This window comes from Marisediminitalea sp. (assembly GCF_984433645.1).
Window position 1 is genome coordinate 1 of record NZ_CFIDRX010000030.1, and the last position, 24,231, is coordinate 24,231.

The 24,231-nt window shown below is 47.1% G+C and carries 17 protein-coding genes; 12 read left to right on the top strand and 5 right to left on the bottom strand.

The window, feature by feature from the left end:
- Both AC4MRN_RS06065 and AC4MRN_RS06070 read left to right on the top strand, forming a co-directional pair.
- The coding region (locus AC4MRN_RS06065) for a 3-hydroxyacyl-CoA dehydrogenase NAD-binding domain-containing protein (RefSeq protein WP_491202762.1) at positions 1 to 1,370 on the top strand (1,370 nt) is incomplete at its 5' end.
- A 153-nt stretch (positions 1,371 to 1,523) separates the two neighbouring features.
- Positions 1,524 to 1,721: a hypothetical protein gene (locus tag AC4MRN_RS06070; RefSeq protein WP_073325054.1), complete on the top strand. Its 198-nt coding sequence runs from the start codon at positions 1,524 to 1,526 to the stop codon at positions 1,719 to 1,721.
- Between the two features lie 63 nt (positions 1,722 to 1,784).
- Here AC4MRN_RS06070 and AC4MRN_RS06075 read toward each other — a convergent pair whose 3' ends face one another.
- The 3 genes from AC4MRN_RS06075 to AC4MRN_RS06085 form a co-directional block, all read right to left on the bottom strand.
- Positions 1,785 to 1,940 (bottom strand): hypothetical protein, encoded by a 156-nt coding sequence (locus tag AC4MRN_RS06075; protein ID WP_174237803.1) that lies wholly within the window; start codon positions 1,938 to 1,940, stop codon positions 1,785 to 1,787.
- Positions 1,941 to 2,492: 552 nt separating this feature from the next.
- Complete coding sequence (locus AC4MRN_RS06080; protein ID WP_491202763.1) at positions 2,493 to 6,959, bottom strand: EAL domain-containing protein; 4,467 nt, start codon at positions 6,957 to 6,959, stop codon at positions 2,493 to 2,495.
- A gap of 233 nt (positions 6,960 to 7,192) precedes the next feature.
- A complete protein-coding gene (locus tag AC4MRN_RS06085) occupies positions 7,193 to 9,940 on the bottom strand; it encodes an insulinase family protein (RefSeq protein WP_491202764.1) in 2,748 nt (915 codons plus the stop codon).
- Between the two features lie 170 nt (positions 9,941 to 10,110).
- Here AC4MRN_RS06085 and sixA point away from each other — a divergent pair, with 170 nt between their 5' ends.
- Both sixA and AC4MRN_RS06095 read left to right on the top strand, forming a co-directional pair.
- Positions 10,111 to 10,626 (top strand): phosphohistidine phosphatase SixA, encoded by a 516-nt coding sequence (sixA, locus tag AC4MRN_RS06090; RefSeq protein ID WP_491202765.1) that lies wholly within the window; start codon positions 10,111 to 10,113, stop codon positions 10,624 to 10,626.
- Positions 10,627 to 10,823: 197 nt separating this feature from the next.
- Positions 10,824 to 10,997: a hypothetical protein gene (locus tag AC4MRN_RS06095; RefSeq protein WP_174237802.1), complete on the top strand. Its 174-nt coding sequence runs from the start codon at positions 10,824 to 10,826 to the stop codon at positions 10,995 to 10,997.
- 113 nt (positions 10,998 to 11,110) lie between these two features.
- Here AC4MRN_RS06095 and AC4MRN_RS06100 read toward each other — a convergent pair whose 3' ends face one another.
- Positions 11,111 to 12,403 carry an HlyC/CorC family transporter gene (locus AC4MRN_RS06100; RefSeq protein ID WP_073325051.1) on the bottom strand — a complete coding sequence of 431 codons (1,293 nt, stop codon included), beginning with the start codon at positions 12,401 to 12,403 and terminating at the stop codon, positions 11,111 to 11,113.
- Between the two features lie 83 nt (positions 12,404 to 12,486).
- Complete coding sequence (locus tag AC4MRN_RS06105) at positions 12,487 to 13,281, bottom strand: cytochrome C assembly family protein (RefSeq protein WP_491202766.1); 795 nt, start codon at positions 13,279 to 13,281, stop codon at positions 12,487 to 12,489.
- Between the two features lie 173 nt (positions 13,282 to 13,454).
- On the opposite strand from AC4MRN_RS06105, the gene ffh reads away from it, so the two are divergent.
- From ffh to AC4MRN_RS06145, 8 genes are all read left to right on the top strand, one after another.
- Positions 13,455 to 14,852 carry a signal recognition particle protein gene (ffh, locus tag AC4MRN_RS06110; RefSeq protein ID WP_073325049.1) on the top strand — a complete coding sequence of 466 codons (1,398 nt, stop codon included), beginning with the start codon at positions 13,455 to 13,457 and terminating at the stop codon, positions 14,850 to 14,852.
- Positions 14,853 to 15,042: 190 nt separating this feature from the next.
- Complete coding sequence (locus AC4MRN_RS06115; protein ID WP_491202767.1) at positions 15,043 to 15,861, top strand: hypothetical protein; 819 nt, start codon at positions 15,043 to 15,045, stop codon at positions 15,859 to 15,861.
- A 472-nt stretch (positions 15,862 to 16,333) separates the two neighbouring features.
- Entirely contained in the window at positions 16,334 to 20,017 is a 3,684-nt protein-coding gene (locus AC4MRN_RS06120) for an ATP-binding protein (protein WP_491202768.1), read from the top strand.
- On the top strand, positions 20,014 to 20,649 hold the full coding sequence (locus AC4MRN_RS06125; protein WP_073325046.1) for a hypothetical protein: 636 nt from the start codon (positions 20,014 to 20,016) through the stop codon (positions 20,647 to 20,649). Before AC4MRN_RS06120 ends, AC4MRN_RS06125 begins: the two co-directional genes overlap by 4 nt.
- Positions 20,646 to 21,866 (top strand): phosphoenolpyruvate carboxylase, encoded by a 1,221-nt coding sequence (locus tag AC4MRN_RS06130; protein WP_491202769.1) that lies wholly within the window; start codon positions 20,646 to 20,648, stop codon positions 21,864 to 21,866. The genes AC4MRN_RS06125 and AC4MRN_RS06130 overlap by 4 nt, the downstream gene beginning before the upstream one ends.
- A 142-nt stretch (positions 21,867 to 22,008) precedes the next feature.
- Complete coding sequence (locus tag AC4MRN_RS06135) at positions 22,009 to 22,392, top strand: tellurite resistance TerB family protein (protein ID WP_073325044.1); 384 nt, start codon at positions 22,009 to 22,011, stop codon at positions 22,390 to 22,392.
- Positions 22,393 to 22,560: 168 nt separating this feature from the next.
- Positions 22,561 to 22,992, top strand: a complete 432-nt coding sequence (locus AC4MRN_RS06140) for a DUF2059 domain-containing protein (protein WP_491202770.1) — start codon at positions 22,561 to 22,563, stop codon at positions 22,990 to 22,992.
- 20 nt (positions 22,993 to 23,012) lie between these two features.
- Positions 23,013 to 24,224, top strand: a complete 1,212-nt coding sequence (locus tag AC4MRN_RS06145; protein ID WP_491202771.1) for an alpha/beta hydrolase — start codon at positions 23,013 to 23,015, stop codon at positions 24,222 to 24,224.
- Positions 24,225 to 24,231: the final 7 nt, after the last annotated feature.

Consider the following 24,231-nt stretch of genomic DNA (forward strand, 5'->3'; position numbering starts at 1 on the left):
AAATCCTTGATGTGGTTGCATTAGGCCTGAGCAAAGGCATGCGGGCAGGCCTTGAGGCCGAGGCAAAAGCGTTCGGTCAACTGGTCATGACGCCGGAATCAAAACAGCTGCGACAAATCTTCTTTGCGACTACCGCGATGAAGAAAGAGTCAGGTGTAGCCGATGTTGCACCGGAAAAAGTGGCAAAAGTCGGCGTACTGGGCGGTGGCCTGATGGGCGGCGGTATTGCGTTCGTTACGGCGACCAAAGCGAAAGTGCCAGTGCGCATTAAAGATATTCAGCCAATTGGTATCGCCAATGCCATGAAATACAGCTATGACCTGCTAATCAAGAAAGTACAGCGTAAATTTATGCTGAAGTCTGAAATGCAGAAGCAAATGTCACTGCTGACAGGCACACTGGATTACGCCGGTATGCAAGACGTAGACATTGTGGTTGAAGCCGTCTTTGAAGATGTGAAACTGAAGCAGCAAATGGTTGCTGATGTTGAAAACAACTGCAAAGAAAGTACGATTTTTGCGTCCAATACGTCGTCTATTCCTATCGGCCAGATTGCGGAAGGGGCGCAGCGCCCTGAAAACATTATCGGTCTGCATTATTTCTCGCCGGTAGATAAGATGCCGTTGGCTGAAGTTATCGCACACGAGAAAACGTCTGATCAGACGATTTCCACAACGGTAGAGTTTGCTAAAAAGCAAGGCAAAACACCGGTTGTGGTAAAAGACGGCGCGGGTTTTTACGTAAACCGTATCTTGGCGCCTTACATGAACGAAGCGGCAAATCTGATTCTGGCTGGCGAGCCTATCGATCACATCGATAAAGCATTATTGAATTTCGGTTTCCCGGTTGGCCCAGTGAAGCTGCTGGATGAAGTCGGTATCGATGTAGGCACCAAAATCATACCTATACTGGTTGATGCGTTTGGTGAGCGTTTTACCGCTCCAAGCGCATTCGATAAAGTCCTTGCAGACGACCGTAAAGGTAAGAAAAACAAGCGCGGTTTCTATTCGTATGAAGGCAAGAAGCCTGGCAAAGAAGTGGATGAGAGCCTTTATACGTTGCTGGGTATTCAGCCGAACAAGAGCCGCAGTGAGTCTGAAATCTCTGAGCGATGTGTACTGATGATGCTAAACGAAGCTGCACGTTGTCTTGAGGAAGGTGTTATTCGCAATCCACGTGATGGTGATATTGGTGCCATATTTGGTATTGGTTTCCCACCGTTCCTGGGCGGACCATTCCGTTATATGGATCAACTTGGCATTAAAAAGGTAGTGGAGCGCCTGAATTACTATGCTGATAAGCTGGATAAGAAGTACCAGCCTGCACCAGTCCTTGAAGAGATGGCTAAAGAAAATAAAACATTTTATTAATTAACTGTTAATTTAATGTGTAAAAACCGGGCTTAGCCCGGTTTTTTTCATTATAACGAACAAAAATGATGGTTTTCTGTACGTGATCGTTTATTATTCGCCCGCTTTTGCGAATCTATGCAGTAAGATTAATTCAGTAAGCGGGGTGTCAAAATGTTGACGATAGTATTGGTCTCAGTGTTATCAGGTGTGTATTTTTATATAGAATCACTGAAAGCTGGATTGGCTGAGAAGCGCTGGGCGTTAGCAGGGGTAATTCTGGGGCCCTTGTTGCTACCTATGTTCACTATTTCCCGTCATGTAAGAATGCGTCGCGATATGGGTTTCAATAACGCCGTATTGCGTGCTTAAGGCCGAAATTCAGGCATAAAAAAAGGAGCTTCAGCTCCCTTTTTTCACGCGTTAGCGTTCAGATTAAAGACGAACACCGTTTGTCTTTGGCTTGAATTGCTGTGTTTCTGTAGCAACTTCTTTTTTCTGAACCGGAGCTTTTTGAGCGCCTTCTTGCTTTTGATCTGCGACAGGTGCTGTAGTAGAAAGAACTAGGGCTACTGCATATGCTTTCAACATCTTTCATTCCTCATTATTATAAACAAAACAAACAAAACTGACTGACATTGTTTCTGTCGTCACAATGGTTATTGCGAACATTGTGCCAACTTATAAAAACCTATATAAAACAACATGGTAGGATTTTATTTTGAACGGCGTCAAAAATCCGTTGCCGGAAAATATTGCCGTTCTATGCATTTATCTGCCGCTCACAGAAAAACTTAAGGGAAGGGGGACAAAAAATCGTTTTTCGCTTAGATTGGTATGTATTTTCTGCTGTTGAAATGAAACTTTCGGTGTTTCTTAGTCGCTTAAAAACACTTTAAATCTAATACATTAGAAATAAGTAAATTAGTAAAATCTAATTTTCAGAGGTTATATCGTAAAGTGGCCTTAATAAGCACCTAATACTTATTGGTCGTAAATATCCGAGGCCTATGGAAAGGCTGATGATAGTCTTCGAGTCTATAGGGTTGGTCTAATACGTCTCTAAAACGCCATGTGAGGTACTTTGGAAGGACAAGCTTTATGAGATTTATATAATCTTTCAAAAATAGCCGAGACGAGGCGTCAGGCGTCTGGAGAGACTTTATTGATGATTTTGTGGAGCAGGCTGTTTTCTTTTAACAGTTTCTCAAAGCGCTCTGCATTAAGTGGTCTACTGTACAGGAAACCCTGTAGCATTTCGCAGTCATAACGACGCAGTATATTCAGTTGCTCCTCGTATTCCACGCCCTCAGCAACGACTTTCAGACCGAGGTTGTGGGCAATATTGATAATGGCAGCGGCCATATGGCGATCGACATTGCTGTTGGCAATATCGTCAATAAACGCTTTATCAATTTTAAGCGTGTTCAACGGAAATTGTTTCAGGTAGGCCAGCGAGGAATAGCCCGTACCAAAGTCATCCAATGCCAGGTGAATTCCGCGGTCACGTAAACGTTGCATCATTCGCAGCGCTTCTTCCGGGTTTTCCATTAGCGTGCCTTCCGTTATTTCACATTCTAAATGGAGGGGAGACAAACCAACCTGTCGAAGAATATTTTCAATGCGGTCATCGAGGTCTGGTAGTTCGAATTGCTTGGCCGATATATTTACGGCAACTCGACCGCTAAACAAGCCTTCGCTTACCCAGCGTTTGGTATCCATACAGGCTTTTTTGAGTACCTGCTCGCCTATTTCAATGATTTGTCCGGTTTGCTCTGCCAACGGAATAAACTGCCCAGGGCTGACGATACCTTTATGCGGGTGTTCAAAACGAACCAGGGCTTCCATACTCACCAGTTTGCCGGTAGTAATATCCACTTTGGGCTGATAATAGACGGTGAATAAATCGTCTTTAATGCCCTGACGAATCAGGTTTTCAATCTGCAACTGTCGAACCGCGTTCTGGTTCATTTCACCACTGAAGAACTGGTAGCTATTTCCGCCATTGTTTTTAGCAAAGTACATGGCGGTGTCGGCATTTTTTAACAATTCTTGTGGTGAAGAGCCGTCTTCCGGGAACAGAGCAATACCAATACTGGCACCCAAAACGAACTCTTGCTTATTAATAATAAAGGGGCGAGAGAGGGTATTCAGAATGCTTTGAGCGAAATGCGTAATAGTGTGGATGTCGGAAATATCTTCCATCAGAATGCTGAATTCGTCACCACCTAAGCGATAGCACGTCGAGTTTGCATCGGTAATTCGCTGGATACGCTTGGCGATTTGCTTAATCAGGATATCACCGGTTTGATGACCCAGTGAGTCATTAATTTTCTTGAAGTTATCCATATCCAGACAGAGCAGGGCATGGGGAGAACCTTTTCTAACGAGGTTGCTATGGCTGGCCTGGAAGAATGAACGGTTAGGTAACTCGGTTAGCGGATCCGAGTTTGCCAGTTTAAGCAGCTCTTTTTCGGTGTTTTTACGCGACGTGATGTCTGAGAATACCCCTACGAAATGAGAGATACGGCCATCGTCATCATGTACGGCATCGATGTTCAGTTCAATTTCGTAGCGCTCGCCATTCACACGGGTACTTTCAACTTCTCCACTCCAGTTTCCACGGGCTTTCAGCGTTTTCTTAATTTCTTCGGTAAAAGCTTCAGGATACTGGTGGAAGTACAGGAAGCTGGCTAACGCTTGCTCGCGTGTTTCACCAGTATAAGTACAATAAGCATTGTTTACCGAGATGAAACGGAATTTTGTATCGGTGATGAATACGCCTTCCGAAATATTCTCAATTGACCGTTTAAACAGGTTCAATTGCTCTTCAGCATCTTTTAAATGCTGGATGTTCTTTAATGTCCCGGTCATACGAACCGGTTGATTGTTGTGGTCGCGTTGTACTACTTTCCCGCGGTCCAGAATCCACACCCACTGATTGCTAAATGTTCTTGCCCGATACGCTAATTCGAAAAATTCGGTTTTCCCGTCAAGGTGTGTTTTTAATGCTTCCTGAACGCGTCTCAGGTCATGAGGGTGAATGTTGGCGTCGTACGCACTATTTGTTCTGATGTCGTCCTGAGGAAAGTCCAGTGTCCCCCAGGTATTTGAACGGTACACCTGACCTCTGAATACGTCCCAGTCCCAGAGTTCGTCACCACTGCTCCACAGTGTTAGTTTCAACCGTTCCTCAGATTCAGAAACGGCAATGCGTTGGGCACGTCTGAAATGATACTGGCGAACAACATATAACGCCAAAATAGCTGCGAAGAAGCCATAGAAAACCAAGGCTGCAGGGTGAAGCCAGGGGGGAGGTGAGATGGTTATATTTAGTGACCGAGAATCAGACCAGGCTTTGCCATCTTCCAGTGCCTGAACTTCGAAGGTATAGTCGCCGAACGAAACGTCATTGTAAAATGCCTGGCGTTCAGTACCAGATTCTGTCCAGTTATGGTCCCAGCCGGTCATTCTATAGCGATACTTGATTGTTCTGGGCGAAATTGCGTTGACAACGCCGAAAGTGAAGCTGAACCTCGAATCGTTGTGCGCAAGAGATAATTCATTTTTGAGATAAAGCGGTTTGTCCAGTAGCCCTTCTTGTGCGGAAAAGTCTTGTTCTTTACCGAACACTTTTAATGAGAATAAGCTTGGTACGCTTGAAGGCGATTCAGAGATGTTTATTGATGTTTCTGTTAGCAAATCAGGATAGAAAAAATGAAACCCTTTGTCTCCACCAAAAACGATCCCATTATCATGGGTAATAGACACAGCACCTTCGGAATAATTGTTATATTCCGCTTGCACTTCATCCATGACAAAACTAACGGACAGAGAGGGCAACTCTAATTTTTTAATCGCTGAGTCTGTTGACAGCCATATTGAATCTTTAAAGCCTGTTGCTGCAAGAATGACGTTCGAATCAATATCTAGAGTTATATGTTTTATCAACTTAAACGTCTTTTTTTCAAACTGATAAATACCGGAGGATTGGGTAGTCAGCCAGAAATGGTTACCCCATTCGTATACCGATTTGGCTATTGAGGCACTTTGTGATTTCTGATGTTTGAGGTTAATACTATTGACGATCTTTTTTTGCAGAGGACTAAAAATATCAATCCTGCCTACAGTCGTCAGCCAGACGTTGCCATCTCTATCGACATAGAGTGGTGAATATATATCGGTGATGAGGTCTCTGTTGTGATGAGTAATCGTAAATGTATTCTGGTTCTCTTCAGTTGTAGATTTCGAAATTGATACTACGCCATCAACTTCAGTCCACGTCCAGATCTGCTCTCCGTCGTAATAGATTGCATCTATCATTACGTTGTCCATAAAGGACTCTTCGAATGTGAGCGTGTTGTTGCTATATGAATATCGCCGAATGCCTTTCGACGTTGCTATCCAAATATTATTGGCGGCATCGACAACCAGATCCCATATCTGATTTTGTTCATTTTCAAGATAGGAATCGACAGTACTTTTGTTTAAATCAAATTTTGCAAGCCCGGCACTTTGCGTAGCAATCCAAAGTGCATTGTCCTGGTCCTCTTCGATAGCCCAAATACGCTTTGAGCCTGAAGATTCTGAACTGTTTAAATGAGAGTAAAGCCTTAATGAATTACTCGCGGGGCTCTTGCGATATAAACCTTCATAAGTTGCTATCCATATAGAGCCGGTTGAATCTCTAAAAATTTCTCTAATTTGATTGTTCTTTAAATATGTCAGGCTTTTGTTTTCTGTACCATAAACAATTAACGAATTCGCTATTGTATTGTGTATTCCAAGACCGTCTTGTGTGCCTATCCAGACAGTATTTTCTTCGATTTCGCTGATAGATCTGACGGTTTGATTTGGCATGTCAGGAAAGCGTTGTTTGTCGATAGAATTTACTTGTTCGCCTTGGTTATTAAGGATCAATACACCTTCATTTGATGCAATCCAGTATTCACCATCTATAACTTTTATATCGAAAATATAGTCAACTGTGAGATTTATCCCCCAGGGATTGACTGAACGAAGCGGGAACAGCTGACGCCTGTTTTTATCGTAGATAAAGGCCCCGTACCCATATGTACCAATCCAGATTCTTGTTGGCTCATTTCTAATCACTTCGATATCGTCTGGAAAATCTATGCGTTCATCCAGCAATTCAAGAGTGTGTGTCTTGGCGTCAATGATGTATAAATTCGATGTGTCGGCAACGAGGATGTTGCCCTTTGCGTCTTCACTGATTGACCAGATATCGTTGTTTCTGATCAGTGAGTTGTCGCTGTTGTAAATCTGAAAACTGTCTGTGTCGGGGAGGTATTTTGCCAAACCGGTATAGGTGCCAATCCACAAATCGTTATTTGAGGAAACGAACATTGTGCGGGTAAAGCCCGGTGGAATGGATTCCGGTTTTTGAGGGGAGTGCTGGTAATGTTTGAATTCATAACCATCGAAGCGGAACAGGCCGTCAACAGAGCCTACCCAAATGTACCCATACTGATCTTCTACGATCGACGTTATGGTACCTTCGGATACACCATCTTCCCGCGTATATTCATTAAAGCGGATGTCGTTGACCGCCGCGCTAGCACTGGCTATGCGGGTGACAAATATTATCACTGTGACTAAAAACAGTGCTAACGTCGTTCTATGGGTTGAGCGCACCATACACCTTTGGCAATGTATGCCTTATCTTTCTTTTAATTTGAATTGGTTAGCGTCCATTCTAGCCAAACACCAATATGCCGAATTAAAACGCGCTCTACAAGGTTTTTTTTGAATCGGTAAAGTGGGTGAATAAAACTTCAGCAAAACAGGCCGATGTGTCGCATTCGGACTGAATTATTCAACGATTATAAATAAAATTCGACCTTGGATTTAAAGTCTGCAATGTTGGAGATGACATCGGTTTCTGCGGTCTGTAACGGAGCGAATTTGCCCGCGGAAAACAAGACAAGCTCACCAAACGTCTGGTTGAGGTTCATGTTAGTGGCGTAGCGAATGATATCGTCAAAGGTCATTGCTTCGACGGTGTTGGCTAACTGCTGGTTACGGTGCAATTGTGTATCATTGGCCCCTAAGCCTTGCCAAATACGCTGAGAGCGCATGGACTGATTCAGGTCGACATCCTGTAACTGCTTTAACAGGTTGCGCTGGATACTTGGCCAGTAACCTTCGTAGAAGTCTTTTTCACGAGTTTGTTGCTGTAAAAACTGACTGATATGCGACATCAGTACTTGCGGGCCATGGGTTGGGCTTTGAATGTAAAAAGCAATGCCGGGGTGCTGATTATGCGGCACGTAGCCGGTTCCGACCAGGTAACCTAATTGTTTTTCAGTTCGCAGACTGGTAAAAAATGACCCCGCGAGCATTTGCTCCAGCACCATACACATCGCGACATTCCATATGTCGTTGCTGGGTGCTTGCAAATAGAGTACGACCGCAGCGTCTTCGTGGTCGCAAGTTACTTCGTGAATCATGGTGCGACCGACCGGCAGTTTTGCTACCGCACGGGGGAGGGGCGATGCCTTAGCTCCCGGGCTGATATCGAGAACGCTGTCAGCGATACGCTCAGCGGCCTGAGCAGTCCAGTTCCCGTGGACCAATCCTTCCAAATGGTAATAGTCAAAAGCCCGTTCTCTGACGCGACGTACGTCATCAAATTGCGTTTGCTCAACCGCTTGTAAAAGCTCGACCGGAGCATGCGTGTTGCGCTGAATTAATACGCTCAGGCGCGAAAATAACCGGTTGATGGGTTTGTTCAGCAGTGTGTTTTGCAAGCTCTGGCACTGCATACTCTGCACGTGATGGAACGTTTGCGGGTCCGGTTCAAATTCGTGAATTGCGCGAGTAAGTTTTTGAACCAACTGGCCCTGTTGCGCACTGAAGCCACGGGTGTGTAACGTAAATCCTGCTTGATGACCGTAAATTCGATAGTGTAAACCTGCAATTTCGGCGCGGTAAAACTGGCCCTGTAAATAGTCATTAAGTCCTGCCAGCCATAATCGTTTAGCGGCAACCTGGTGAATGTTCTGAGCAAGCGAAGGCGTATCGAAAGAAATAAAAACATCGCCTTTCGGTACGCGAAATTTGTGATCCTGACAAAACCAGAAGCTGGCACCTTTATCTTCCCGAATGGCTTGAGGCAAGGCAAAACGGTTGTCCAGCGGACACAAGCTATAACTGTCGCCGATGTAGGGATTGGGTGGAGGCAACGATATTGCGTTGATTTCAGGCGGATTCTGCCATGACGCCAGTTGCTCTGCCGGTAAGGCACTGATTGCGTAGGCGGCGTCATAATATTCACAACGCCGGTCGGTTTGTAGATCCTGCGCTATTGTTTTTATCCGCAAATTTTCAGGAATGAAATGCGACAAGGCTTCGATTAACGCTTCACTTGTCAATGCCTCGCGCTGACACGCTTCTGAGATAGCCTGCCAGCTAAAATACTGATGTAGTTCGGCCAGATCGCACATCGCTTGCAATGGTTTATGCGAATCATCGTATTGTCTGGCAAGCTGGTTCAGTTTTGCCTTTTCCTGTAATCGCCATCCTTCGCTTGCTGATTTCTTCAGCAGTTCAATCATGGAGAACACGGCGGATACTATGTCGGCCTGATGGGCGAGCCCTGCTTCGGTGAGTTGAAGGTTAATATTAAAGTCTTTAAAGCCCTGACCTTCTATGCCTGAGCCCGCTATCAGATTGGTTATCCATCCTTTTGCTTTTAAATAGGCAAATAAGCTGCCTGCGCCTTCGTCGCCTAACATATGGCTGATGAAGTCGAGGGGGCGGGTGTTGATGTGTAAGTGCAGCGCCGGCAATGCAAAGGTGACGATCATACGTCGTGCAGCTTGTAACGGCGTAATTCGAATTTCCACACCCAATTGTTCTGGGGTGTAGAGCGGCGGTAGCGATAGCGCTGCAGGCTTACCTGCCGGCATAGGTTCAAACGCTTGGGTGAGCCAGGGCATCAGCTGGCCAACACTAAACGGCGAGTGAATAACCAGCGTCATATTTCTGGCGCAATAAAGTGATGCATGAAACGCTGCTAGCTTTTCTTGCAGAGCTTCCGTTGTGAACTGCCCGAAGGTTTGTTGGTTACCAACAGAAAACTTGGCAAACGGGTGCGCCGGGTTGGCCGTTTCTTTATGGATCTGATACAGACGTCGCAAGTCATCTTTGCGCTTGAACTTAAATTCAGCGTCTATGGATTTAATTTCAGACTGAATTTGTTCAATGTCGAAGTTGGGGGCACCTAGCATTGCCGCGAAAGCGGGCAATACGCGGGGGAGTGCCTGAGCATGAACCTGAAAATGGTAATTAGCGAATTCGGTACCGGTCCAGGCATTAATGTTGCCGCCGGCTTGCTCCATGAGTTCATTGATAGCATTTGGCTCAGGGAGCAGGACATTCCCCATGAACAACATGTGTTCCAGTAAATGGGCCAGTCCGGGACAGTCCGAAGGGTCAAAAAAATGCCCGGCTTTCACACTGGCCGAGACACAACAGGTAGTCAGTTCCTGCTTGTGGACAATTAACACCCGTAGGCCGTTTTCCAGTCGCAAGGAATAGGTACTATCTATGTCCTGTGTAATATTCAATGTAATTTCTTCGTTCTGTCTACGTGTTATTGTTTGCAGTTAGCCGGTGGACAGGTTAACAGCAGGCGAATGACCGGTTACACCTTAGTCTAAGAGTTTATAATAGTACTAGGCGAGTTGGCTGACCTTTGCTATCGTTAGTATGTACTCCTCATCATATTAGCAATGTTATGTCAGGTCAAAGCAGCAAAGACGACATTTTTATTTTTATCATGCGCCATGGTGAGGCTGAATCACTACTGACGGATGATAAAAGCCGAAATCTTACCCTTCATGGCAAAAGTGAAGTGCGTGTCAGCTCAAACTGGTTGACTGAATCCTATTGTCAGGACGGTGAATTGTCGCTCGCCCTGGTTAGCCCTTACGCGCGAACTCGTCAGACTTTCAATGCCTTATCAGAAACCCTGCACGCCGCGCAAAGTGAAATTTGTGATGACATTGTGCCTGAGGGAAATGTCCGGCTTGCGCATGATTATATTGACGTATTAGCGCATCAGATGGCCAAATCCCGAAAAGGAAAACCACTGCTCATTGTGAGCCACATGCCGTTTGTTTCATTTTTACTGGATGCATTATGTGACTCGCACCAAATGACCTTGTTCGCGACAGGATCTGTGGCAGTAGTGAAGTACAATTTAACCCGCGGCAAAGGCGTTTTGGTAAAACACTTTCAAGGCAACATTTAACCCCGCAGGCCGATTTGTTATTTAATACATGAATATACCGGCTCTAGCGTCTCATTAGTGTGCTATCTGCGCTAACTAAATCCAGGTCAATTTCGCTTTTTTGCTTTAGCTTTTTTTTCTGCTACCGATATAACAAACAGGTAGAGAGGAACAAAGGTATCATTTCGACGCGCGTCGTTGAGAATGCAAACAAACACATGTCGAGTCAGTCTATTCCAGAACAGCTTCGAAAATCGTTAGAACGACATATGGAAGAGTCGGATCTGCACGATGACGAAGAAATGGCGCAAATCATGAGTAAGCTGTCAGACCTGTCGGCCAAGGTAGCGGCTGCTAAAGCCAAAGTACTGGCTAAACGCAAGACAGGCTAATTCGATTATGGCTGGTGCATTCAAAGGCCAGTCACTTCTGTAATCCTAACTACAGTGCGCTTTCAAACACACCGCAAAATACCAGACTGGCCTGTATCATTTTTTAACGAGTGTTAATCCGGGGTGACAACGGAAACGGGTTTGTAGAATTCGGGCATTACCCTCACAGTTTTGATCATGTTCTCGTTTATATCAATAATCTCAATGGGGTAGCCGGCAAGGCGCAAGCTGACATTGCTGTCGGGAATTTCTTCCAGATACTCAAGAATTAACCCGTTAAGTGTTTTAGGTCCTTCGATGGGAAAATTCCAATCCATTTCTTTGTTGAGTTCCCGCACGTTAGCACTGCCATCAACCAATACGCTGCCATCCTGTTGCACCGAGACTTCCTTGCTGTAAGCGGGGAGTGTCGTGGTTGTAAAGTCACCAATAATTTCTTCCAGGATATCTTCCAGGGTAACCAGTCCCTGAATATCACCGTATTCATCTACAACAAGCGCAATTCGCTCTTTTTCCGCCTGAAACTGATACATCAGGGTATGCAGAGGAATAGACTCCGGGGCGTAGTAAATCTCACGCACTGCCCGAAGCAGGGTGGCTTTAGTGAATTGGTCCTTCGATAGCAACCGCAGTGCATCGCGAACGTGAACAAACCCCACAGCGTCATCAATGCTATCGCGATAAAGCAATACGCGAGTGTGCTGAGACTGAGTGAGCTTCTTTTGGATGTCTTTCCATTCGTCGTTAATGTCAATTGCGGCAATATCACTGCGGGGCACCATAATATCTTCGGCAGTCACATTTTCTAAATCGAGAATACTGACCAGCATGTCCTGGTGCTTTTTGGGGATCATTGTTCCCGCCTCGTACACCACGGTTCGAAGTTCTTCCCGGCTCAGGGAGTCACCACCGTCACCGGAAGGTTTGATTCGCAATAGAGCCAAAATGCCATTGGTGATGCCATTGATTGCCGCCACCAGCGGGTACATCACAACCAATAGCGGCGATAAAATAAGTGAACTTGGAAAGGCGATTTTCTCCGGATACAACGCAGCCAGGGTTTTCGGAGTCACTTCAGCGAAAATAAGCAGGATAATCGTTAGCCCGATAGTCGTTGCAAATACCGCCCAGTATTCACCAAACCAGCGGGTGCAAATAATCGTAGCAATGGCTGAAGCGGCAATGTTAACCAGGTTATTACCGATCAGAATCAAGCCAATTAACCGATCCGGACGCTCGAGTAGTTTGTGCACGCGCTTGGCACCGCGGTGTCCTTCGCCTTGTAAGTGTTTGAGTCGATACCGGTTGATCGACATCATGCCGGTTTCAGAACTGGAAAAATACGCAGATAAAGCAATTAAGATTGCCAGTGCAATCAACAACGCACTGGTTGATATGTCGTCCAACTAGGGATCCCTTCAAATATTTAGAAACACCAATGTAGTCAGTCAATCATGGCGTTTCAAGTGTTAATTGGTGATGTTGGTTATCAGAGCAGAATTTCTTTTACGAATCGACTGCCGAAATAGGCCAGTGACAACAGCATGACGCCAAGGATAGTTAAAGCGATAACTTGTTTACCGCGCCAGCCACACAGTTTTTGGCCTGCCAAAAGCACTATAAACACGACTAATCCGGCAATAGATAGCAGCGTTTTGTGGACATAACCCTGACTCAGCATGTTTTCCAGAAAGACAAAGCCGGTTATTTGGGCAATGACCAACAATATGGTGCCGATTAAAATAAGTTTAAACAGGATCCCTTCAACCAGCATCAGTGGCGGCAATGAAGAGTGTAATATGCTGGCGCCTTTGTGTTTCAGTTGGTGAGTTATGTACGACATTTGCAGAGCGTACAAAAAGCCGATGACTAGCGTGCCATAGGCAAATAGCGACAGTGTGATATGCACTACCAAACCCGGGCGCAATTCGATATGCATGATATGTTCAACAGGAATAAATGCAGAGGCCAGTACACTAAACCCGGCAAAACCAAACACCACGGGTAATAAAATCACGTTTGGTAGCAATGAATTGCTCACCAGCATAGACAGTGTTATGAGCCAGGCTACCAGCGACAGAACATTGGTTATACTCATATTCTGACCGGCTTGTGCAGCCAGAATAGCGTCACCCAAAAATATACTGTGACAAAGCACTGCGATGGCAGCAATGCTTAACGCAAACATCCTGTTTGGGCCCTGATTGTGAAAAAATCGCCCCGTCATAGACGCTGCAGCCACAAAATACGCAACAACCGCCAGCAACGCGAACAAGGTAGCCATGTGTTGAATAAAACCTGTTGGTAAAAAATAACTTGGTATTGATACTGCAGAATAACAGAGAATTCAACTGCATGTCTGCCGGAATTTGATAAATCATTAATCCAGACTACGTTAACTGGTCAATTTTCGGTATACTGCCAGTATTCTTAATTGATTGGGTTGATAAACAGAGAATGTTTGAGAATCTCAGCGAAAGGTTAGGGCAGACGCTACGTAATGTTAGCGGTCGGGGCCGCTTAACCGAAGACAATATTAAAGAAACCCTGCGCGAAGTCAGAATGGCGCTACTCGAAGCCGATGTGGCGCTGCCGGTTGTCAAAGAATTTGTTAACCAGGTTAAAGCCCGCGCTGTGGGTACTGAAGTAACCAAGAGCCTTAAGCCAGGCCAGGTATTCATCAAGATCGTTCAGTCTGAACTTGAAGCGGTCATGGGGGAGGCAAACGAAAAACTGAATTTGTCTACCCAGCCTCCTGCGGTCGTCTTGATGGCGGGTTTACAAGGTGCAGGTAAAACAACCTCAGTAGGTAAGCTGGCCAAATACCTCACAGAACGCGAAAAGAAAAAAGTCATGGTGGTCAGTGCTGACGTGTATCGTCCGGCGGCCATCAAACAGCTTGAAACCCTGGCAGAAGATGTCGGCGTCAACTTTTTCCCATCGACAATTTTGCAAAAGCCTGTCGATATTGTTAATGACGCCATTGATGCTGCACGTAAACAGTTCTTCGATGTACTGTTAGTGGATACCGCAGGCCGTCTGCATGTCGATAGTGACATGATGGACGAAATCAAAGCATTGCACGCTGCAGTTAAGCCGGTTGAAACGTTATTTGTCGTTGATGCCATGACCGGTCAGGATGCGGCGAATACAGCGAAAGCCTTCAACGAAGCGCTGCCACTAACCGGTGTTATCCTAACCAAAGCTGACGGTGATGCGCGCGGTGGTGCAGCGTTGTCGGTGCGTAAAATCACCGGTAAACCCATTAAATTTATCGGTATGGGTGAAAAGCTCGATGCGTTGGAGCCGTTCCACCCTGAGCGTATTGCGTCACGTATACTGGGTATGGGCGACGTATTAAGCCTTATCGAAGAAGTAGAGCGCAAAGTCGATAAAGACAAAGCGCAGAAACTGGCGAAGAAAGTTCAGAAGGGCAAAGGCTTTGATCTTCAGGACTTTAAAGAGCAGCTCGAACAAATGCGCAACATGGGTGGCATGATGGGCATGCTCGACAAGCTGCCGGGTATGGGCGGCATGAGCGCCAAGATCAAAGACCAGGCGAACGACAAACAGTTTGTGCAAATGGAAGCGATCATTAATTCCATGACGCCTGCTGAGCGCGAAAAGCCGGAAGTCATTAAGGGCTCCCGCAAGCGTCGTATCGCAGCGGGTTCCGGTACACAAATTCAGGATGTAAACCGGTTGCTCAAGCAGTTTACCCAAATGCAGAAAATGATGAAAAAGATGTCTGGCGGCGGCATGAAGAAAATGATGCGCCAGATGAAAGGCATGATGCCGCCAGGCGGTGGCCCAGGTGGTATGGGCGGTCCAGGCGGCATGTTCCCGCCGCGATAATACAATCGCTCGTATAAACAGTTATTAAAAACCGGCCTTTGTGCCGGTTTTTTGTCTATAGGCCTGGCGCAGTATCCTATTTACACTTTGATTGAAATAACTCGTTATTCGGTCGAGACGATTTCATTTCAATCTGGCAAACTGTCCGTTACGAAGCCAAATTTTTGTGTGTTTTTCGCGGGAGACCACCTTGCCGTTTAAGTCGATTTGCCTGTTGTGTCTGGCATTCATATCTCTGGTTTATTCTCAGACAGCTGGTGCGGCTGGTGATGCCATAGTGTGGGCTAAAAATCCGTCGCCGCCTTTTCATATAATGAATGGAAAGTTAAAGGGTTATGGTATTTGTGATGTAATGACCGACAAACTGAATGTGTTGCTGGCTGATCTTGATACCAGTGTGGAAATCTATCCGCATCCTCGGGTTAACAAATATGTAGGAGAAGCGGAAAACCTGTGTTTTCCCTGCATGATCAAACGGGAAGACTCTGGCACTTATACCTACAGCGATACCACCATGCGTTATCCCGCTTTGGGGGTCATTATCCACCGGTCTTTTTTAACCAAACTTGAGTTATCTGAAAATACACCCGTGTCTTTTGCCAAGTTAATGTCTATTCATACACTGGCGTTTGGATTACCGAGTGCAAGAAAGTACCCTGACGCTTTGCAAAGTATATTGAATAAACAAATTGGCCAACCACATATTCTTGAAATCGCCGGAACTGAAGGACCTCTGCGAGTGTTGCGTCAAATCGCCAGAGGCAGGCTCGACTACACGATAGATTATCCATCCGTGCTAAAATACTTTTCGATGACTGAGCACGATGACTCGCTGGTCTTTCTACCCGTCACGGAAATGGGTGATACGTTGGTAGAAGGCGCAATCGGTTGCACAAATAACCCCTGGGGAAAGCGCGCTGTCGGGCACATTAATGGGGTGCTAAAGCGTTTGCAACAGGATCCGGAATTCAAGGAAAACCAGGCCTTCTGGTTGAATGTAATAGAGTAGTTGTCATCATTCTGTCTGCTTTTCAGGAGGGGAGTGTTGAACGATTGTTGTTCAGTGTCGGCACAAAATAACACCAAACAACGCTTTTCAAATCGTTCCTATCCTGAAGAAAAATACTGGCTCGGAGCATTGCTGCCTCAGGTTAAAATAATCCTCGCAACATTTCGTCTGAAATTGACTGAAAAACCGTCAAACGGTTCGCTTAAGCTCCTCTGAAAGCGAGCTATGGCTTCGCATTGCGCCGAATTCATAATACACTGACGTGTTAATGCTATTTGTCCGAAACCGGCTGAGAATTTATATTTAGCTGTTTCGGGTCAACGAGACTCAAATCACAGTCTGGAACAGACTGGTTCAAATCATGGCGAATACGCCTGATTGAACATCGTTCAGGCCCTTCCGTACATGATGTATATTCACACCATGTGGCGTAGTGCCAAACAACGGAAGATGACAAAAATACAGGAAACCTATGGCTGGCCTTAAACGTATTATTCTTATCGACACCCATTTACCCGGTGTAGTAGAACTAAAACTAGACGGACACACCAATATCTGTGGTACCAATGCATCGGGTAAAACCACATTACAGCGCCTGATACCCGTTTTCTACGGCGAATACCCCAGCCGGGTAGTACCCGCCACACGGGACAGTTTTGAACGCTGGTATTTACCGCGTACGTCGTCGTTCATTATCTATGAATATACCCGGGCAGAAGGGGACTTATGCCAGGCTGTACTCACGTCCAACGGGACAGGGGTTAATTACCGCTTTATTGCTAAACCCTTTACGCTTGATGATTACTTGTTTGAACAAAAAAATGGCAAACATGCGTCCTTGTCCAGTACGGAAGTAGCACGAGCCATGAAGCGCAACAACGTGATCGTATCCAGCTTGCTCACTACCAAAGATTTTCGTGCCGTATTGCAAAACGACCAGGGTGTGTTGAATCAAAGCAGCAGTTCACGGGAGTTGTTGGGCTATGCAAAGGTGTTCAGTTTAAGTCAGCAGTCTGAACATTTACGCCACATCGAAAAACTGGCCAAGGCCGTGCACTCCAAAGAAGGCAAAATGGAAACCATCAAAGCCATGATTGCAGCGATTTTGGAAGAAGATGGGGTTCAACCGCCTACATCCAGTTTGTCGCGTAACCGAGTTGATGATTGGATCCGCGAATGCCATCTCATTCGAGCTTTCGACAAAGTCCGACCGGAATTTACCCGCTTGGAGCAGGCCGATCTCGCGTTACAGGAAGCAGAAACGGCGCTGTCTGAACTTAAACAGGTCTTTGAACTGGATAAATCACACCTCACAGCTAGGGTGGAAAAAGGTCGTCAGCAACTGGACGATGTGCAGCATGAACGCAAAGCAAATGACAACAGTTGGAATGAGCGTCGCGATGAATTAAATCTGCAAATCTCAGGTTCCCGCGCCGACGTTGAAAAATACACGGCAGAACTCGATGCAGTGGAACGCGAGTTTGAGAACTGGCAGGAACAGGACATCGAGCAGCTTAAAGAAGATGTCGCCAAACTGCCGCAATGGCAGCGTGACCTGGAACTGTTGTCCAGCCGATACACGTTACTCACCGAGCAGCATCAGGATATTGAATCCACCTACAATCGCCGGGTCGCGGAGCTGGGTGAGAAAACCGCTGAGCAACTCGATGAACTGTCTGCCGTACGCCAGGAGGCACAGGAAAAGCGTGCAACTCAGCAACAACAAGAACGCGATGCACTGCAGAACATCAAAGAAGACTACGCGCAGCAAATTACGACGTTAAGTGAAACGTATCAGACTCGTTTGAACGCCTTGAAGGTCGCTGAAGCTGAGTGTAAGGCAGCACTGAATAACGCGGGTTATAACGAATTTGAACAGTCTCAACTGGAACTGTTGGATGCGGCAGTAAAAGAAGCAAGCGTGCACGAAGATACTGTGCGCGCCCAATATCGACAGAGCCAGTCAGAGTTCCAAAAAGCCGTTCAGGCGCGGGAAAGTGCGAATCAGGCATTGGAAAAAGCCCGTAACCAGTATCGTAAAATGGAACAGCGCGTAGCCGACGTAAACGCGTTGCTGTATCCGGGGGAAGGCTCACTGCTGGAGTTTTTGCGCGCTAACGTTGACGACTGGGAAAGCTCAGTAGGTAAACTTATCCGCCCTGAGTTACTGGAGCGCACTGATTTAGCGCCGAAAGCCGAGGGTGATTCTGCATCGTTTTTCGGTGTGGCATTGTCACTGGAAAACCTGTCGTCACCAGAGTACGCGCAAACCGAGCAGAGTCTGAAACAGGCGCTGGCCGAGGCTGAGCAGCAGCTAGCTGAAGCCGCTGAGGCACAAAATACGGCCGAAGTGGAACTGGCAAAAGCCAATGAAGTCGTGCGTGTTGCAGAGCTGGCTGTGACTAAACAAGACAACGCAGTTCGCAGTGCTGAAGCGGCGCGTAAACGCGCGAATCAAGACAAAGAAGCGGTATTAAGTGAATACCAGCACGCGTTGAAAGAGCGTAAACAACAAGCACGTAGTCAATTAGACAATAACCAGCAATCGCAGAAAAAACTGACCGCGCAGTTTGAACTGGATCGCGACGAGGTAAAAGATCAACAGCGCGAGGCGGAAACCGAACACAGCTTCCACTGGCAACAACTGATTGCTGACAGCGATGCACGTATTGCTCAGGTGGAAGGTGAAATCAAGCGAGTTCGCCAGTCTGCGGAACAAGATAAACAGGAAATGGCGCGTTGGTTGGAGAACGAATTAAACCAGCGCGGTGTGGACGTCGATGAAATTGGTAAGCTGAAGAAAGACCTGAAAGCACTGAAAGATTCGATTTATCGCACAGAAACGCATCGTCACAAGGTAAGTGACTACGAGCGCTGGTATCAAACCGTATTTACCGGCCACAAAGTTACCTGGCAACAAGGGTTGAATAAAGCACGAAAAGTACTGAGCGACGCGGAGCGTGAATTAACGCAGCTTCAAAATGAATACCGCGAACGCCGGGACAGCCTGAAAGCGCAGCAAGTTGAGTTGGAAAAAGTCACCTCTACCGCGGCTGAGCAGCTCACGCAGGTAGATACGTTAAGTAAAACACTGGCTAAACAGAGCCTGCCTAAATCAGACAGCAGTGCGCAGTGGCAGCACGACGAGCTGAGTATTACTCAGCGCTTGTCACGCGTGCAGGGACTGTTGAAAGAGCGCGAAGAGTTGTTAAGTGATGTGCGCAATTACGTTGAGCGCTTCGATCAGCTCATTGCCGCACAAGCCGGTACCGGCTTGTCTGACACCTGGGAGCGTGCGCGTGAGGAATGTGCGGTTATCAATGCTCACGGCGTGAAAGGGGTCGACCACCGCCGTATGGTGACACACCTGGCGCAACTGCTGAACGTTATCGTGCCACAGAAGATGCAGGGCTTGCGAGAACAGGGTCGTATATTCGGTGCTGATTTAAGTCAGTACTACTTTGTACTGGCCGATATCGACAAGCGCATAGTGAGTCAAAGCCGTCGTATCTCCAAAGAGGTCGACGGAGAACTGTTCCTCGACGGGGTATCCGATTCTGCGGTGAAGATCCGTTCGCGTATTAGCGAACTGGAGTTCTGGCCGGAACTTGAACGCTTCCGCGCTTTATATGACCAATGGATGGAAGAGGGCGCGCATGACCTGCCTGAAGACGACTATGGCCAGAGTATGCGTTCGGTTCTGGATATACTTGGGCGTGCCGCGTTGTCGGGCGGGATCAGCAAATTGCTGGATATCGAGTTGCACCTGCGCGAAGGAAACAGCGATTTGATTATCCGTACCGATCGTCAGCTCAATGAGTCGTCGAGTCATGGTATGGCCTACCTGATCCTGTGTAAGTTCCTGCTGGCCTTTACCCGATTATTGCGCGGTGGCGCAGACGTTATTATTCACTGGCCAATTGATGAGCTGGGTACGCTTCACCAAAGTAACGTGAAGAAAATATTCGACGCCTGTCAAAGCAACAACATCAGTGTTGTCGGGGCTTTCCCTAACCCGGAATCAGACGTCCTAAAACTGTTTGAAAATCGCTATCTGATTGACAAGGTCAGCAAGCAACTACAGGTAGTACAACCGAAGACCAGTGATTTATCGGCCAGAATACAGGCGCGTAAGCAGCAGGAGGTTTCAGCATGATGACAGAACAAGGCCGCGTGCTGAGCAAATTGTTAGAAGGACAGTTCATTTGTCAGGTCAGCGATGAAGAGGGCTGGCGGTATCTGAAAAGTCGCGATAACGCGGCCAAAGTTGAGCCGCATCTGAACATTCTGAATCGCACACTGGCTACAACCGGTGAAGGCGAGGTGTTTTTCGCCGCTTACCTGACCCTCGGTGAACCTGAACGCAAAGTCTTGCTACAGCAGTTTCAGGAAACGACATCCGGGTTGGTTCCCCTTGTTGAATGGTTATTGCTAGTACAACAAGCCAGTGAAAGCGACCGTCCATTAGTGATGGGCAATGCGATTCGTATGAACGAAGTGCAAACGGTTATCGAAGATACACCGGCTTATGCTGAGCAATTGGAAAAAATTTCCCGCTACCGCTTGTTTGGCTCCACCAGTGTGAATGTGGACGGACAGCTGAAACAGGTGTTTAAACGTTTGACCGATCTTGGGTATCTGATTAAGCCAAACCCGGATAAGCAAATTTATATTGCCACCGGTAAAGTAGAGCATCTGTACGAGGTCATCCGCTTTATCGACGAGACCGAGTCATTGTCATTGTCGGAGCAGGCAGAAGCAGCTATTCAGCAGGGTAGCCTGCTATGAGCCAGGTGCTGATCCAGGCCGGAACCCGCTTATTAAATGCGTTGGGTCGCCACAGTGATCTGATCATGCAGGCCTATGTGAATGGCGTAGTTGACGAGGCGGCGCACAGCAAAAAGATTCTCGAACAATTGGTGCAGTTGGGTATTTTGTGGCGTCCGGATCCACAAAGCGCGCTGCGCCTGAAAAGTGCGGTAAGAACACTGCTTGAAAGTGGCTTGCAGGATGAGCGGAATCGAAACATCGATGCCAATGTGGGCTCAGCACTGGCCAGTTTGAAAACTCTGGCAGAACACTACAAAGAAGCGCTGCATTACAATCGATTCAACGAAGCACATGCCTATATGACGGACCTGACCGAGCATGTCTATCAGCTGACAGAGTCGCTGGCAAACAGTGTTCGGGTCATGTTCAGCCGAATTAATAACGAGTTTGGTTACGTGTCTTCGGTTGAGGCAAAAATTCGTGAGAATGAGCTGGCTCAGGGGCAGGTGTCTGAATTATTGAATCAGTTGGAGTGCTTTCGCTTTGATGAACTCAGTGAAATAGCCGGTGGCAACAGAGAGTTGCGGCACTTGCTGGTGGTTGCCTTACAGCAGAGTTTTTCGAAAGCCACCCAGGAGCTGTCGGTTGCCCAGGCGCGCTTAATCGACTTGCTTGGTCGCTTCCGCGAATTCCAGGGCCGAACCCGATTACTAAAAGGGTTTTTGCTGCATATGGATCAGCAGCCAGACTTTACACCGGGCAATTACCCTAATCTCACTCAGGTGCCTGTGCTGTTTAATCAGTCTGCGGCATTGATTCAGCCGGCCAGTGTCGATGTGAATCAGGTTAATCATGAGCAGGAATTACAACAACTGGTTGGGGCGTTGAGTTCGGTCTATCGCAGAAAGCCGGTGCACACCGCTGAGCAAAAAAGCGCAGAGATTCAGGTAAGTGAACAGCAACAAGTCGAATTAACCCGCGATCCATTACAGCAAGCGGTCGACGCGTATTTTTGCGAGGTAATCGACTCAGGGCAATCTATGTCAGCACTGGAGTTTTATAGCGCACAGTCGCTGGAGTTTGATCCCGAGGTGTGGATCTATCAGGTAATTGGCGGTTATCAGGGGCTGCAGGACGAAGATAAGCAGTTTTTTGCCATCGATACCCTGGGAGAGCCCGACAAGATCTTTAACGGTAACTTCATTATTAGTGATGTGTTGGTAGGGCTCAGGTAACGTGTTGATATGCGGATGTTGTCGCTGATAGTTCGTTTTTTTGCGATGAAAATGTAAAAATAATTAACCTTATTTTTACATTTGCAAGTATAATAACACAGTTGTTATTGGCCGGATGCCGATAGAAATAGCTGGAGTCGTTATGCAATTATCAACACAACAACAATATCAAGAAGCGCTGATAAAAATGGCAGTATTGTTTTATCAGGTCGACGGCAAGATTACCCTTACTGAACAGGATTACCTGGACGAACTGTTAGAGTCTCTGGACTGGGATAGCCCCATCAGTCGGGACGCGTTTATGAATGACGTGATTTATCACACGCGAACGGCCATCGATGCCGGCGAAGCGACCGATGTGCTTAAGTCCTTGCAACCTCAACTGGTCAAAGACGCCAATCGGGCGGTAGAAGTGGCCACGGTGATGACCGGGGTCGATGGTGAGCGCAGTGATGAAGAAACTGAATTGCTGAGCTTACTTACTCACAAGCTACTCGCCAAAGCACTCACAGAGACCGCCTCTTAGTTTTCTATTTTTCGCCGGCTGAAAATCAGTCGGCAAAATACTCTCCTGGCCAGCAAGGCTGTGGTAGGCTTTACAGCACTGCTCACTTATTTAATTATCAAAATGCGATATTGGATCTGTCTTCTGACTCTCGTTGTTAGTTTATCTGCCTCCGCTGTGGAGCCGGTTATGGAAAAGGCCATGTTGGTTGCTCAGGCTTTGGGTGGGGAAACATCGAAAGAAATGCTTATTGCCCAGTTTAAACACACCACGGGGACGGCAATTAGCCGCATGCAAATCACTGCAGAAGAGCGGCCCATGGTGGAAAAGTTTATGCAAGATCTCGATACGATTTTGCGTAACAAGTTGAATGAACCGGAATTAAATAAAGCCATCGCGTCCATCTATTTAGAACACTTCACCGAAGATGAAATGGACCAAATTCTGGCATTTCATCGCTCTCCCGTTGGTCAAAAAATGCGAAGTCAGTCTCAACTGTTATCCACTGCTTTCAGGGAACAACTGGTTACTCATATGCGTGGTGCAGTAAATGAACTGGAAGCGCTGTCCAACACGTTCCGCAAACAACTTGAAGCACAACGTGCGAAAGCCGCTCAATAACCGGTTTCGGCGTTAACATAATGGCAAGAAAAAGTGTATTGGGTTCGGTTCTGCGGCTTTGCTTGCTGGGTTTGGTAGCACTGCTGTTAACGGCAGGCTGGTTAACCGGGTGTCAGTCCCGACAGTCAGCGCCGTTTCATGCAGAAAGCACCGTTGTTCCTTTTAGTGTAAAGCCATTTTCAGCCTATCAGACAGCCGTAAATGAATGGCTGCTTGCGCATCGCCACCCGGTCAAGTTCGACCTTGCTACCGAGGCGGCTTTCAATACGCCATTTGAATGTGGTCAGGGTAACTCCCGCGGTATTTTACTGGTACATGGGTTGGGCGATTCGCCTTATTTTTTCCGCGATATCAGCGCGCCTCTCTGTGAACGGGGTTTCTGGGTAAGAACCATACTGTTGCCGGGCCATGGTTCTCAGCCGGGTGACATGTTGAATGCCCGATATGATTTGTGGCAGCAAACGGTCGACTTTCAGGTTGAGGCATTTGCTCCGAATGTGGAAACCTTGTTTCTGGGCGGATTTTCAACCGGCGCGAATTTAGTCACCGTCACCGCGTCGTCACGACGGGATATTTCGGGACTGATACTGTTTTCTCCGGCATTTTTACCTAACTTTTTTGTCACCCGACTTGCCCCTTGGGTGACCGATGTCTGGCCCTGGCCAAATGTAGAGCCGGAAGATAATCCCGCGCGCTATAATTCCATTGCTATGCAGGGATTTGCGGCTTATCAGGGCAGTGTTGAGGCCGTACAGCACGTCATTGAGCAAACGCAACATACTCTGCCTCACTTCGCTGTGCTGGCAGAAGGCGACAGCGTGGTGGACGTGCAGGCGGTCGCATCCCAACTCAATACACAGCTTTACCACTCAGACAATGTCTTACTCTGGATGGGCAGCGCTGAAACAGCGCCAGAGGGAGCGCGTGTACAACCCTTTCCTGTGTCGCGTGAGCGCGCTTTGGCAGCGTCCCATATGAGTGTGTTGTTTAGCGAACATAATTCGTTGTACGGCACTAACGGCAGTGTACGTATCTGCGACAATGGTCAACCCGATGACATCGAAGCACAGTGTCCGTCGACACCGACAAATACACTCTGGTATGGCCCCTGGGGGCAGGAAGGGGAAGGGAAAGTCGTTGCTCGTCTCACGTTTAATCCGTACTTCGACGAAATGATCGCGCAACTGCTAATGTTTCTGGAAAATGCCAGTCAGGCCAAACGACCTGACTGACGTATTG